This is a genomic window from Staphylococcus simulans, from assembly GCF_003043455.1.
Lineage (GTDB): Bacteria > Bacillota > Bacilli > Staphylococcales > Staphylococcaceae > Staphylococcus > Staphylococcus simulans_A.
The window spans coordinates 13,972-27,844 of sequence record NZ_PZGG01000006.1 but is presented as its reverse complement, the minus strand read 5'-3'; the positions used below and the strand labels follow the sequence as shown (position 1 = coordinate 27,844).

14 protein-coding genes are annotated in these 13,873 nt (G+C 31.6%); 13 read left to right on the top strand and 1 reads right to left on the bottom strand.

Annotation, left to right across the window (positions count from 1 at the left end; genetic code table 11):
* The first annotated feature begins 296 nt into the window (after positions 1–296).
* The 13 genes from BU038_RS02015 (at position 297) to BU038_RS01960 (ending at position 12,912) form a co-directional block, all read left to right on the top strand.
* Positions 297–836, top strand: coding sequence for a restriction endonuclease subunit S (locus BU038_RS02015; RefSeq protein WP_241963134.1), 540 nt, complete (start codon positions 297–299; stop codon positions 834–836).
* A complete protein-coding gene (locus BU038_RS02010) occupies positions 836–2,392 on the top strand; it encodes a type I restriction-modification system subunit M (RefSeq protein WP_107604574.1) in 1,557 nt (518 codons plus the stop codon). Before BU038_RS02015 ends, BU038_RS02010 begins: the two co-directional genes overlap by 1 nt.
* Complete coding sequence (locus BU038_RS02005; protein WP_107604573.1) at positions 2,385–3,593, top strand: restriction endonuclease subunit S; 1,209 nt, start codon at positions 2,385–2,387, stop codon at positions 3,591–3,593. Before BU038_RS02010 ends, BU038_RS02005 begins: the two co-directional genes overlap by 8 nt.
* Before the next feature lie 18 nt (positions 3,594–3,611).
* Positions 3,612–4,067, top strand: coding sequence for a cyclic GMP-AMP synthase DncV-like nucleotidyltransferase (locus BU038_RS12455; RefSeq protein ID WP_199219677.1), 456 nt, complete (start codon positions 3,612–3,614; stop codon positions 4,065–4,067).
* 107 nt (positions 4,068–4,174) lie between these two features.
* Positions 4,175–4,675 (top strand): hypothetical protein, encoded by a 501-nt coding sequence (locus tag BU038_RS12450; protein WP_199219676.1) that lies wholly within the window; start codon positions 4,175–4,177, stop codon positions 4,673–4,675.
* Entirely contained in the window at positions 4,662–6,344 is a 1,683-nt protein-coding gene (locus BU038_RS01995) for a ThiF family adenylyltransferase (RefSeq protein ID WP_158262776.1), read from the top strand. The genes BU038_RS12450 and BU038_RS01995 overlap by 14 nt, the downstream gene beginning before the upstream one ends.
* The gene (locus BU038_RS01990; protein ID WP_107604571.1) at positions 6,331–6,798 is read left to right on the top strand and encodes a Mov34/MPN/PAD-1 family protein; all 468 of its coding nucleotides are present in this window, start codon (positions 6,331–6,333) and stop codon (positions 6,796–6,798) included. Before BU038_RS01995 ends, BU038_RS01990 begins: the two co-directional genes overlap by 14 nt.
* Complete coding sequence (locus BU038_RS01985) at positions 6,788–7,639, top strand: hypothetical protein (protein ID WP_107604570.1); 852 nt, start codon at positions 6,788–6,790, stop codon at positions 7,637–7,639. The genes BU038_RS01990 and BU038_RS01985 overlap by 11 nt, the downstream gene beginning before the upstream one ends.
* A gap of 135 nt (positions 7,640–7,774) precedes the next feature.
* Positions 7,775–9,715 carry a BglG family transcription antiterminator gene (locus BU038_RS01980; RefSeq protein ID WP_107604569.1) on the top strand — a complete coding sequence of 647 codons (1,941 nt, stop codon included), beginning with the start codon at positions 7,775–7,777 and terminating at the stop codon, positions 9,713–9,715.
* A 3-nt stretch (positions 9,716–9,718) separates the two neighbouring features.
* A complete protein-coding gene (locus tag BU038_RS01975) occupies positions 9,719–10,162 on the top strand; it encodes a PTS sugar transporter subunit IIA (RefSeq protein WP_107579076.1) in 444 nt (147 codons plus the stop codon).
* 1 nt (position 10,163) lies between these two features.
* Positions 10,164–10,448 (top strand): PTS sugar transporter subunit IIB, encoded by a 285-nt coding sequence (locus BU038_RS01970; RefSeq protein WP_002480169.1) that lies wholly within the window; start codon positions 10,164–10,166, stop codon positions 10,446–10,448.
* Positions 10,449–10,468: 20 nt separating this feature from the next.
* Positions 10,469–11,824, top strand: coding sequence for a PTS ascorbate transporter subunit IIC (locus BU038_RS01965; protein WP_002480168.1), 1,356 nt, complete (start codon positions 10,469–10,471; stop codon positions 11,822–11,824).
* A 503-nt stretch (positions 11,825–12,327) separates the two neighbouring features.
* Positions 12,328–12,912: a DUF805 domain-containing protein gene (locus BU038_RS01960; protein ID WP_107604568.1), complete on the top strand. Its 585-nt coding sequence runs from the start codon at positions 12,328–12,330 to the stop codon at positions 12,910–12,912.
* Positions 12,913–12,976: 64 nt separating this feature from the next.
* Here the strand turns inward: BU038_RS01960 and BU038_RS01955 are convergent, their stop codons facing one another.
* Entirely contained in the window at positions 12,977–13,579 is a 603-nt protein-coding gene (locus BU038_RS01955; protein ID WP_107604567.1) for an NDxxF motif lipoprotein, read from the bottom strand.
* Positions 13,580–13,873 lie beyond the last annotated feature (294 nt).

The window sequence follows — 13,873 nt, the reverse complement described above, 5'->3', positions numbered from 1 at the left end:
AATACACACGACCTTTCATGATGTAATAAAAACAAGTAGAACTTCACACACTCAAATTAGAAAATATTATTAATATAAATATAGCATATAAAAAGAAAATCAGTTAAAACTTAGGTGAATTGTAAAGAACTATGATGATTTTAAAGAATGGACTTTTTAAGGTAAAATGAGAACAAATGTTTGTACTTCAGCTTTACTATATGACTTAAATGAGCTATATTTGATGTAGTAATCAAAAAATACATAACAGTGAGGTGGATGTCATTAATTTTATAGAGGATTATCGAAGTGGTTCATTGTTAAATCGATTAAAGACAGTTGATAAGACAGAAGGTATCTATCACGAAGTTTATGATCAAAGTATGATGAATGAAGACTTAGGTTACTATTTTACAGAACCTCACCAACCTACAACCTTATATTTAAAGGAAGATAATAATGCGACCTATGTCTATGAAAATCAGATTGTAGTGAATATGGTGAATGCTGAATGTGTGTTAATCAGTCACAAGCATTCAGGTGCGTTACTACCTTATAACTATACGCAGATAGAGATAGATAGAAATAAGATTTATCCAGCGTATTTTGTTTATTGGTTTAATGAATCACCGGAATCATTAAAACAATTGAATCTATTTAGACAAGGCGGCAGTTTAGTTAAGAAAATTACTGCCAAACAACTTCAACAGATGAAAATCACTTTACCACCTTACAATAAACAAAAAGTAATAGGTGACATCGCAGAAAAAAGAAGACGACTTAAATATTTAAAACAAAAACGTGAAAAGCTTATGGATTGTTATTTAAAAGAAACATTACTCAGGGGGAATCATTAATGTCAACGACTGAAAAACAACGTCAACAAACAGCGGAATTACAAAAGAAACTATGGGATATTGCGAATGACTTACGCGGTAATATGGATGCGAGTGAATTCAGAAACTATATCCTTGGTTTAATTTTCTATCGTTTCTTGTCTGAGAAGACTGAAGAACAAGTAGATATTTTGCTTAGAGAAGATGAAATTACATACGAAGAGGCATGGGAAAACGATGAATATCGTGAAGTACTTATAGACGCTCTAACAGATCGTATCGGTTTCTTTGTGAAACCTGAATTCTTATTCAGTAAGTTTGTGAAAGATGCGCGCAACAATCAATTTGAATTAGATAAACTAGCTGAAGCGATTCAAGAAGTTGAAAAATCTACTCAAGGTGAAGATAGTCATGATGATTTTATTAACTTATTCGATGACATGGATTTAAGATCTTCAAGACTAGGTAGAACATTTAAAGAAAAATCAGATTTAATCGCAAAAGTAGTAAAAAATATTGCGGAATTACCATTTATGCATGATGACATTGAAATTGACATGTTAGGTGATGCATACGAGTATTTAATTGGACAATTTGCGGCGACTGCGGGTAAGAAAGCAGGAGAATTCTATACGCCACAACAAGTGTCTAAAATTTTAGCTAAGGTTGTGACAACAGGTAAGACTGACTTACGTAGTGTATATGATCCAACATGTGGATCAGGTTCATTATTATTACGTGTTGGACGTGAAGCTAATGTGCGTAATTATTATGGGCAAGAGTTCAATAGTACGACGTTTAACTTAGCACGAATGAATATGTTACTACATGATGTGAACTATACACGTTTCCAAATTGAAAATGGAGATACATTAGAAAATCCAGCTGCTAATGAAGAGAAGTTTGAAGCGGTTGTGGCAAATCCACCATATAGTGCTAAATGGAGTGCGGATAAAAAGTTCTTAGATGATGAACGTTTCAGTAGCTATGGTAAATTAGCACCTAAATCTAAAGCAGACTTTGCGTTTATTCAACATATGATTTATCACTTAGATGATAAAGGTACAATGGCTGTTGTCTTACCGCATGGTGTGTTATTCCGTGGTGCAGCTGAAGGTACAATTCGTCGTTACTTAATTGAAGAGAAAAATTATTTAGATGCGGTGATTGGTCTGCCAGCTAACTTATTCTTCGGTACAAGTATTCCAACAGCGATTTTAGTATTCAAGAAATGTTGTAAATCAGATGATGATGTATTATTTATCGACGCTTCTCAATCATTTGAAAAAGGCAAAAACCAAAACCATCTTTCAGACGAAGACGTAGAAAAAATCGTCGACACATACAGAAACAGAGAAGAAATAGACAAATTTAGTCACAAGGCCACACTAGAAGAAATTGAAGAAAATGACTATAACCTAAACATTCCACGTTACGTCGACACATTCGAAGAAGAAGAACCTGTAGATTTAGATCAAGTCCAAAAAGACATCGCAGACATCGATAAAGAAATAGCCCTACTCGAAGAAGAAATCAACGGCTACTTACAAGAATTGGGAGTGTATAAACATGAGTAAGAAAAACGAACACAAACCAAACGTTCCTGAATTACGCTTTCCAGAGTTTAGTGGGGAGTGGGAAGAAAAACGCTTAGGTGACTATGCATATATAAAAGGAAGATTAGGATGGAAAGGTTTGAAGCAAGAGGAATATGTTGAAAACGGATATGCTCATTTAATAGCAAGTAAACATATAAAAAATGGGTATATAATGTGGTCGTCAACGGACCAAATTAATGAGTTTCGTTATAAAGAATCTTTAGAAATTGGACTTGAAGAAAATGATATTATATTTTCCAAAGACGGTTCCTTAGGTAACCCTGCAATAATTAAAGAGATGCCTAAACCTGCAACAATTAATTCTACAATGATGTTAGTTAGACTGGATAAAGAATTAGTTAGTCCATATTTCTTTTATCAAATATTACTCAGTAATCAGTTTCAGAGATTAATACATCTTAAAGTTTCAGGAAGTTCAATTCCACACCTTTTCCAAGCAGATATGAAACAATTCCAATTTTTTTCTCCTTCCTTGAGAGAGCAGAAAAAGATTGGAGAGTTTTTCAGTAAGATAGATCGACAAATTGAACTAGAAGAAAAGAAATTAGCATTGTTAGAAGAACAGAAGAAGGGTTATATGCAAAAGATTTTCTCTCAAGAATTACGATTTAAAGATGAAAATGGAAATGAATATCCTAAGTGGAAAGAATACGAAATTGATAGAAAGTTTAACTTTTTTGATAAATATAGGAGACCTATAGAAGCATCCAAAAGAATAAAAGGAATATATCCATATTATGGGGCAACGGGTATAATTGATTTTGTTGATGACTATATATTTGATGGAGAATATATTTTAATCGGGGAGGATGGCGCTAATATAATATCAAGAAATTCCCCCTTAGTTTACATTACTCGAGGTAAAATTTGGGTAAACAATCATGCACATATACTTCAGCCGAAAAACGGTAATACTTATTACTACTATACTTTATTAGATAATGTTGACTATTCAAAATATAATACTGGTACAGCACAACCAAAATTGAATATACAAACTATAAAAAAGATAAAGTGCAAATTTTCAGAAAATCAAAAAGAACAAAATAAAATTGGTCATTTCTTCGAAAAAATGGACTTTCTTATCAAACAGAGTTATCAAAAAATAGAAAGATTAGCCAGTAGAAAGAAAGTATTACTACAAAGAATATATATATAAATAGTGGGGGTTAGTTTTATGAAGACATTACAAGAAGCTTTCATGGAATTTCATGAAAATATTAAATTAGACGTGGAAGATAACAGACTATTGAAAAAGCATAAAGATGAAGCTATTGAAGGATTAAAGGACAACTTAGAAGTGGTCGAAAAATTCGATGCTTTTTTACAAGGAAGCTACTCTGTTTTTACAGGGATAAAAAGTTGTGATGAAGATTTGGATTTTGATATTGATCTTGGAATTGCATTTTATATAGATAAAGATAATTATAGTAATCCATATGAACCTAAAGAATGGGTGGAAAAAGCTATGAAGAAACAATTTCCGCAAGCGATAATTACTGTAAAAAATCCGTGTGTTACAGCTACTTTCAAAGGAGAAAAAGAAGAAGAAAATATCCACATCGATGTAGCAGTATATGCAAAAGAAGAAGAAAATTATCACTTAGCAAGAGGAAAAAATTTAGCAGTTTAGAAAATAAATGTTGGGAAAAATCTGATCCTATTAAACTAAAGGATTTAATTAATAATCATATAAAAGATGAAGAAGACAGATATCAATTTAAAAGATGTATAAGATATTTGAAAAGATGGAAAGATATTAACTTTAAGCAGGAAAATAGGCCTACAGGTATAGGGATAACAATTAATGCATATAATTGGTTCAGTCCTCAAAAGGAAACTGATTTGATAACGGAGAAAGTGATTACAAAAGATATTTCAGCACTGAAAGTATTAGTTAATAATATGAGAATGAATTTTGACCAAGAATTTGATGCTGATACTAATATCTATAGAGAAAGATTGAAAGCTTTTAACATAGTAGAGCCATATACCGATACTTATAACAAGATGTCTTTTACTCAAATGGAAGATTTTAAAAATAAATTAAATAAATTATACGAAGACTTGGCATTTGCTTCATGTACTATTAACTTAAATGAAGCAACAGAAAGGTTAAATAAACAATTTGGTGATAGTTTTCCAATCATCTCAAAAGAAGAAATTGCTGAAACTCATGAAAAGAATTCAATAATTACAGATTATCCAAGTGCTAATGGAGAAATACATGGAACATATTAAAGTACTAAATAAAATTTTAGTAAATACAAAGATGATAAGTGAGACAAAATATGAAGGTGATTATTTTTTAACAAACACTAAGAAAGTAACATTTGTAGTTTGTATTCCAGAATATTTTCCAGTTTATTTACCAGATATTTATATCAAAAATTTTAAAAATGAAAATTGGTTTTTACCTCATATTGAACAAAGCGGATTAATCTGCTATTCTTCTACATCAAATATAGTAGTAAACGAAGAGCAACCTATGTATGTATTGTCACAATGTATCAAAAAAGCTATAGATACTGTTAAAAAAGGTTTAGAAAAAAATAATTATCTTGAATTTAGAAAAGAATTTAATGCTTTTTGGGATAGTCAGCCACAAATACAAAAAGTGTATTATTTATGTGAAAGTCATAGATATATAAAAAGAGTGGATGTAAATTTTAAAGATAACTTAATTATTATAAAAGATTCAAAAAACAAACAGTTAAAAACAGCTAATAGAATTTTTGGTGATGAAGGAACTAAAAGTAACATCGATGCATATGTAATACCACTGAGAGAAAATACAATAGTACCACCGAACCCTCAAAAAGGTTGGAATAATAAAGAGTTCTTAAAACAAATAAGAGAAAATATAACAAGCACTAACAAAAGGGAATTTGATAAAATTATAAAGAAAAAAAGGACAGGAGGTCTTATTTTATTATTAAATATGCCAATACATGAGTTTTCAAACAACATATTAATTGGTAACTTTTATAATTTAAAAAGATGCTCAATTAAACAGTATTCTAGAGAGATTATTCCAATTAATGTATCACGTTTCGATAACGATTATTTAATAGATAGAACTAGTGGAGAAAAAGAGTTTTTAGATTTTAATGTTGCAATAATAGGTGTAGGATCGGTTGGTAGCAAGTTAGCTAATGAACTTGGTTCCATAGGGATTGGAAAAATGACTTTAATAGATAAAGATATTTTTGAAATAGATAATCTATATAGGCATTCACTCGGTGCAGAAAGTATAAAAAAAAATAAAGGAAAAAAATCATGTAATAAGGTTGATTTATTAAAAGAACAGTTAGAGGAGCGTTTTCCTTATATGCAAGTAGAGGTCGAAGCTACTGATGTTTTGTATTTTGTAAATAATAACCCTGAATTTTTTAAGGGATTTGATTATATTTTTGTTTGTATTGGTGAAACAATGCCAAGTATTCAACTGAATAAGTTGTTATTTACATTAAGAAAAAGAGTGTTTTATTCTTGGTTAGAACCTATGGGAATAGGGGGACATGTTTTATATATTAATTCTAAAGACAATAAGAAAGGCTGCTTTAATTGTTTATATACAAGTTATGATACACATATAACTTCAAATAGAGCATCATTTGTAGAAGAAGGACAATATTTCGAGAAATCATTAGCTAGTTGTCGTTCTAAGTTTGTACCATATAACTCTATTACTTCTTCAGAGGCAGCATTAAAAACAATGAAAATATTTTATGAAGTAGTAGTTAATAAAATGATGAAGAACACGCTGTATTCATGGGTTGGAGAAACAACTAACTTTATTGAAAAAGGCTATAAATTTAGTGAGAGATTTAATGATGAGGAAATACGTACTAGTAAATTCAACTTGAGTAATTGTCGAGTTTGTGGTGATAAAGATGATAAAATTTAAAGTTGGCTCGATATTAGTAGAAATCAATGATGAAGTAGAACAAGAAATGTATAAATACAGACAAGTTAATAAAGAAATGAATGAAGCTGGTGGTATTTTGCAAGGACTAAGGCTAAAGAATGGTAATTTAGTAGTAACAAATTTAACAACTCCACAGCCAGGTGACATTCAAACAAGGAATTTTTATAAAAAAAACAAAGAATATCATCAACAAATATCGGATGATATTTGGAATAATACGAATAGAACTACTGTATGTATTGGTGAATGGCATACGCATCCTGAAAAAACTCCTATAGTATCCACATTAGATTTAGATAGTTGGAAAAATAATGTGTTAATACAAAAAAGCGAGAATATATTTATATTTGTGATAGTTGGAATAACGAATATTAAAGTATGGGGTAAAACTATAAACAAAAAAATTATAGAAGGTGAACTACTTGAAAAATAAAATGTTCTTTATACAATCTGTTTTGATTCCAATTTTTCTGCCATTTTTCATAAGTATTATTCCTTTATGTTATTTTTCATTTATAGATACAGAAAAAGGGATGAAAGCAGTAGAAGCGATTGTAGGCAGTGAAAAGAGCAACCTAGTTATATTATTAGCAAACAAGATCAATTTAAAATTAAACTACGCATTATGTATTATACTTATATTTTATATATTTGGTTTTATTAGAAAATCAAATGAAGGGAAGGTGTTTAATAAAAAAAGTGACTTATATTATGACTATTGTTATTTTACGTTTTGGTGCGCATCTAAAATTTTAGGATATAAAAAAGTTCAACTGGTGGGAGTCCCTTTACATATGCAATTTAAATTAGTTATTAGAGGTACATTTGATGAAATTATAGCTGATACTTTTGAAGAACACTATATACCCGTTGAAGAAAGCGAGGATAAATTGAAAATAAAAATTAAAAATAAAGAATTAAGTAAAAAAGAAATCAATTTATTTATTGAAGATACTTACCCTATATCAAATGAAGAACTGCCAGACTGCAAAAGAAACTTGCCTAAAATATGTATAAAAAGCAGGGGCACTCCAGGAGTTAGAAAGAAAGATGATAAACTAATAAGTGATGTAAAAAGAGCAATGTATAATATACAAAAATACAAATATCAAGTAATTAATGTTTATTCAACTGCTAATCCTGTCAATAATTTAAATATTATTAATTCGAGTTTTAGGTTTTTTGGGAGAACGGAAAATATTCAAGTGTTTGTTATGCAAAAATCAAACGGAAGTTCAGGTATATATAATAAACAATATAAAATACCAGTATAGTAACTTTGAAAAGAAAGGGATGTGTTATTAACATCCTTTTTTGCTATGCAATTTTTCGGATTCTTCCATGCAATAGATTGCACATCTACATAGTTAAGAAATCGCTTACAATAGAGATATAGGGAGGCTATTAACTTGTTGAGTAATAGACAAATGAATATGTTGCATCTTCTGATTGAGGAAGATGAGTATAAAACGATTTTGGAGCTAGCTGAACGGTTTGATGTTTCTCAACGTACTATCCAATATGATTTGGAAGGTATTGAAGATCATGCAAATCGTTTTAATTATTGTGTGTATCGTAATAAATCAGCAGGTGTAAAGGTTGAAGCATTAGATGATTATTTATTGGATGATGCTTCTCATACATTACGCGTGCATTATACGAAAGAAGAACGTGTTTTAAATATTACGTTGAAATTATTTGAGTCTGAGACTCCGATTTCTTCTAATACATTGGCTGAAATGGTTAATGTTTCTAGAAGGACAATCGTTGACGATTTAAAAGCCGTACAAGAATGGTTAAATGCTTACCACTTGGAGTTAAACTACGTTAAGAATAAAGGTTTTAACATCCAAGGACATGAAGAAGATTACCGTAAAGCGTATGCACATCAGATTCGTGCTTATTTCCGTAATGCTGTTCCTTTTGCACGTTCTGGATTGTTTTCTGAAGAAGAACTCATGAGAGTGAGACAAACGGTAGTAGATACTTTGAAGAATGAACATTATCACTTAGTTCAATCAGCGACCGATGGTCTGATTTATCATGTGTTAATTGCCTTACAACGTTTAAAAGAAGACTTCTCTTTTGATATTCCGGAAGATGAAGTTAAACGATTGTCTCAAACACCTCAATATGAAATTGCTTCAAAGATGAAAGAAAACTTAGAAAAAGAATTCAAAATCGAGTTTCCAAAATCAGAAGCTATTTTTATTACATTACATTTATTAGGTTCAAAAGTTTCAGATGATGATAACCCAGGAAATAATTCTGAATTACAAACGTGGGTCACAGAGTTAATTAAACAAGTCAGCATCATATTATGTATCGATTTAACAAACGATCATAAACTATTAAACAACTTAATGATTCATATGAAGCCAGCAATACATCGATTGAAGTTTGATATGACTCAAAAGAATCCATTAAAAGACGAAATATATCAACGCTATCCAAATATTGTAGAAGCGATTGAAAGTCATATCGATATCTTGGAAGAACCGCTTCACATCACCTTCTCCCAAGACGAACTCGCCTTCATCGCGATTCACTTCGCATCTAGCATTGAACGCGTCTCAACACACGACAACAACAAAATTAAAGTTGTTCTACTATGCGGTTCAGGTATCGGCACCTCCCAGCTACTCAAAAGTAAACTCGCCAATACTTATCCAGAACTAGACATCGCAGATGCGTACTCAGTTTATCAAATTAACGAACAACAATTATTAAATGAAAAAGTAGATTACATTATCTCTACCGTTTCTTTTAATATTGACAGCATTCCAGTCATCCATGTTGATCCATTCCTAAACAAAAGTTCACGAGACAAACTGAATCACATGATTAATCAAGCAAGAGAACAACGCATTGCGATGATGAATGAGATGGGTGATGACTTACGTGCTTTACTACCAAAGCATCGTATTTTAATAAATAATGAAACCTTAAACAAATCACAAGCGATTGATGTCTCAGTTCAATCACTTGTTGAAGCTAACATTGTAAAACCAGCATATGCGGAAGAAATTAAAATGCAGTTTGAAAAATTCGGTTCATACATGGTGATTAGTCCACATATCGCATTGATACATGCGAGTACAGAACAAGTGATACAAGGTGCAGGATTTGCGCTGACATACTTTGAACAAGGTATTACATTCGGTCATCCAAATCATGACCCAGTGCATGTAGTTATCACCTTAGCGACGAAATCACCTAAGATTCACTTGAAAGCATTAGGACAACTTAGTGAATTACTGATGAACAAAGATTCTCAAGCATCATTTCTAAAAGGAAACGTAAGTGAAATAAATGAATATATTAACCAAGTGAGTATGAAAGGGGAGTAACACGTGGCACTCGACATTTTAACTAAAGATAAAATCAAAGTGCAAGATCAAGTCCCAGACTGGTCTCAAGCGATTACTGAAGCAGCACAACCTTTGTTAGAACAAGATTACATCGAGACAGGCTATATAGATGCGATGATTGATAGCGTTAAAGAATTTGGACCTTACATTGTGATTGCACCAGAGATTGCGATTGCGCATGCAAGACCAGAAGACAATGTGAATAAAGTAGGATTAAGCCTACTGAAGTTAAATGAATCTATCAACTTTGCTGAAGATAGCCATTACGCCTCATTAATCTTTGTATTAAGTGCAACAGATAATACATCACACTTAAATGTCTTACAAAGCTTAGCAGGTCTCTTAGGTAATAAAGAAGTTGTAAATCAATTACTAGAATCAAAAAATAGCGACGAAATTATCGAAATTATAAAGGAGAATGATTAAGATGAAAATTTTAGTAGTATGCGGACACGGATTAGGTAGTAGTTTCATGGTAGAAATGAACGCACAAGAGGCGTTAAGAAATATTAATGCACCATCAGATATTGAAGTTGAACACAGTGATATTATGACAGCTAGCCCTGATATGGCTGACTTATTTATCTGCGGCCGTGACTTAGAAGAAAACGCAGAACGTTTAGGTAATGTATTAGTACTCGATAACATTCTTGATAAAGATGAATTACAAGAAAAATTAGAAGCTAAATTAAAAGAAGATAACCTTATCTAATTGAAGGGGAGGGATAAGCCATGCAAGCGATCTTAGATTTTATTGTCGATATACTCAGTCAACCTGCAATTCTTGTTGCGCTTATTGCACTAGTAGGTTTAATTGTTCAAAAGAAATCCGCTTCACAAATTACTACAGGTACGATTAAGACAATTTTAGGTTTCTTAATCTTAAGTGCTGGTGCAGATGTTGTAGTAAAATCATTAGAACCATTCGGTAAGATTTTCCAACATGCTTTTGGTGTACAAGGGGTCGTACCAAATAACGAAGCGATTATTTCATTAGCATTAAAAGACTATGGTACAACAGCTGCATTAATCATGGTATGTGGTATGTTAGTGAACATCTTAATCGCACGTTTCACTAACTTGAAATACATTTTCTTAACAGGTCACCATACGTTCTATATGGCAGCATTCTTAGCAATCTTACTTACAGTAGGCCATATTAAAGGTTCATTAACTGTAATCATTGGAGCTATCATTTTAGGTTTAATTATGGCAGTCTTCCCAGCATTGCTTCAACCGACAATGCGCAAGATTACAGGTAATGATCAAGTCGCATTAGGACACTTTGGTTCTATTAGTTACTGGGCAGCAGGTGCTGTAGGTAAATTATTTAGTGGTAAATCTAAATCAACTGAAGATATTAAATTCCCTAAGGGTTTAAGTTTCTTACGTGAAAGTACTATCAGTATTTCATTAACAATGATTGCATTGTACATTATTGCATGTCTGTTTGCGGGACCTGGTTATGTACATAGTGAAATCAGTGATGGTCAAAGCTTTATTGTATTCTCATTAATCCAAGGTGTAACATTCGCAGCAGGTGTATTCATCATCTTAACGGGTGTACGTTTGATCTTGGCTGAAATTGTTCCAGCATTCAAAGGGATTTCAGAGAAATTGGTACCAAATTCTAAACCAGCTTTAGACTGTCCGATTGTCTTCCCGTATGCACAAAACGCAGTATTAATTGGGTTCTTCGTAAGTTTCATCACTGGTGTATTAGGCATGTTCATCATGTTCCTAATCGGTGGTGTAGTTATCTTACCAGGTGTAGTTCCTCACTTCTTCTTAGGTGCAACAGCAGGTGTATTCGGTAACGCACGAGGTGGCATTAAAGGTGCAGTTGCAGGGGCAGTGATTAATGGTTTGTTAATCACATTCTTGCCATTACTATTCTTACCATTCCTAGGAGATTTAGGCGTAGCTGCAACAACATTCTCAGATACAGACTTCTTAGTTGTAGGTATCGTCTTTGGTAATATTGTTAAATTCTTAGGACTAATTGGCGCTATCATTGCGATTGTAGTCATTGGTGCTGCAGCATTTATCTTACAAGGCAGAGCGAATAAAAAAGCAGAAAGTAAATAACATAATTTTAAGAACCAGCTATTCAGTGTAGAGTAGCTGGTTCTTTATATTTAATAATAAAAAGAGCGTCGTTAGAAAACAGCACGAGAAAGAACAAAAAAATGACAGTTAAGATATATTAACTTTATTATAAAATGATGTGATATTTTGATAATAATTACATAATAAAGTTTTGCAAATATTGCCAACTGAGGAAGATGTTTATGTTGAGGTTCTTATTATCGTTGGTTGTAGTAAGTTTGATCTATGTTGTTGTTAAGTACCTGTATATAGTTGTTTCCAAATTTTTGAAATATTATTCGTATACTAAGGATAACTATATTGTTAAAAATATCCTTCTTGCTTCTGGCACAAAGTATAGCTTTATCGATTTCATTATTATTATGACTTTAGTTTATCTGGCTTTTTATAGTGACTTTTTTCAAAATTACATAGATTTAATTTAACTGTCTTTAGTATATTAAAGTGGTTGTTATAACTAAATCAAATAGGGACGGTGCAGCATGAGAGAACAAGCAAGTTTTGGTCAGTGTTTTGGGTTATTTTGGAAAAACTATTTTAATTTTAAAGGATGTACATCGAGGCAAGAATATTGGTTCACGATCGCATGGGTAGCTATCTTAACTACACCAATTACAATAGGTGGCTTTTTCAGTTTTCTAGGGTATGTCTCTGGAATGATGTATTTTGCGGGCATGGCAGGTATGTTTATTCTGACAATGTTTACATTTATTCTTTCTTTTGTCTTATTTATCCCTTTGCTTTCTTTATTAGTAAGACGATTTCATGATAATGGAAAATCAATGTTCATCCCAATTCTGTTTATGGTTATGTCAATGGCTATCCCATATCTACCAGATTTAACGTTTAATCAGTTTGGTACAGGTCATCCAAACTTTATTACAGTAATTATGCTTATTATTCATATTTCATTTATACCGGTTACACTTGGGTTAGGTATCTATTGCTTTGTAATTACATTGTTACCAAGCAAAGTGGTGAATAATAAATATCGTAAAGATAAGGTTGAACATATTATAAAAACTGAAGAGAAACAAGAAGTTAAGTCATTTTCAAAGACATTATAATACAAGGAATCCTCCTTTATAGCTGTTAAGCAGTTATAAGGAAGGATTTTGTTTACTATACCTTTTACTTTTCAAATGCGATAGTATGAATATTCTCTTGTTTTAGGAATTGTTCAATCTTTGCTTGTTCTTTGCCATTAACTGATTTGGCAGATTGTCGCAAAGCTTTGAGTTCTTTTTTAGGTAATTTGCCGTTTTTAATTTTGTCAGATGAGTTTTCAATACTTTTATCAAGGTTCATCATAACTTGATTATTGGATTGCGTGAATTTGCTTATACGGTCTACATTAGTTTGATAGCCGTTAGGTAACTCATTGTTTTGTATATAATTCGAGAAGTTTTGATCATTCTCCTTCTTTAAATGACTGGCTTTCTTTATTTTATCGATGTCTTTTTGAGTTAATTCTTTTTCTGGATTAGAGAGTACTTCATAGTAATTACCTGCTTTGGTTAATTTTTTATCACTGTCTAAATACAGTTGAATGTCTTTTTTCATTTGCGACTTTGAAATGGTAAATTGAGTAGTTTTCTTATCAAAATATTGTGTAGGGATGCTAGTTGTTTTAACTGTCTTCTCTTTTTCTTCGCTTTCTGTTTTATTCGTGCTGCATCCAATAACAAATAAAATGACAGTGAGTACTAAAATAATGTTTGATAGTTTTTTCATGAAAATTCTCCTCTTTGTTGATTTCTTTGTTTTTTGTTCATCAGTTTCAAATTACTAACATGCTTTAATTCAAGATAAAGCTACCGATCTTTTTCAGTTTTAAATACAAGGAACATAATTAAGGTGACCACTAAAGGAAGTAGGAAGGCATCAGCTAAGTCTATCTTTTTGTCGAAGATAAACATCATCGAGTTGTAGATAATCAAGGCTAGTATATAGAATAATATGAATCTTGCAATCCAATTCATAGAATCACCTCTCAAAAAGTTCTTGTTATTTAATAATTATAACAAA

Bases quoted from the DNA above. Each gene is read 5' to 3' on its own strand.
- BU038_RS12455 (WP_199219677.1), top strand. From the start codon at position 3,612: ATGAAGACATTACAAGAAGCTTTCATGGAATTTCATGAAAATATTAAA.
- BU038_RS01965 (WP_002480168.1), top strand. From the start codon at position 10,469: ATGCAAGCGATCTTAGATTTTATTGTCGATATACTCAGTCAACCTGCA.
- BU038_RS02010 (WP_107604574.1), top strand. From the start codon at position 836: ATGTCAACGACTGAAAAACAACGTCAACAAACAGCGGAATTACAAAAG.
- BU038_RS02005 (WP_107604573.1), top strand. From the start codon at position 2,385: ATGAGTAAGAAAAACGAACACAAACCAAACGTTCCTGAATTACGCTTT.
- BU038_RS01990 (WP_107604571.1), top strand. From the start codon at position 6,331: ATGATAAAATTTAAAGTTGGCTCGATATTAGTAGAAATCAATGATGAA.
- BU038_RS01960 (WP_107604568.1), top strand. From the start codon at position 12,328: ATGAGAGAACAAGCAAGTTTTGGTCAGTGTTTTGGGTTATTTTGGAAA.
- BU038_RS01970 (WP_002480169.1), top strand. From the start codon at position 10,164: ATGAAAATTTTAGTAGTATGCGGACACGGATTAGGTAGTAGTTTCATG.
- BU038_RS01955 (WP_107604567.1), bottom strand. From the start codon at position 13,579: ATGAAAAAACTATCAAACATTATTTTAGTACTCACTGTCATTTTATTT.
- BU038_RS01995 (WP_158262776.1), top strand. From the start codon at position 4,662: ATGGAACATATTAAAGTACTAAATAAAATTTTAGTAAATACAAAGATG.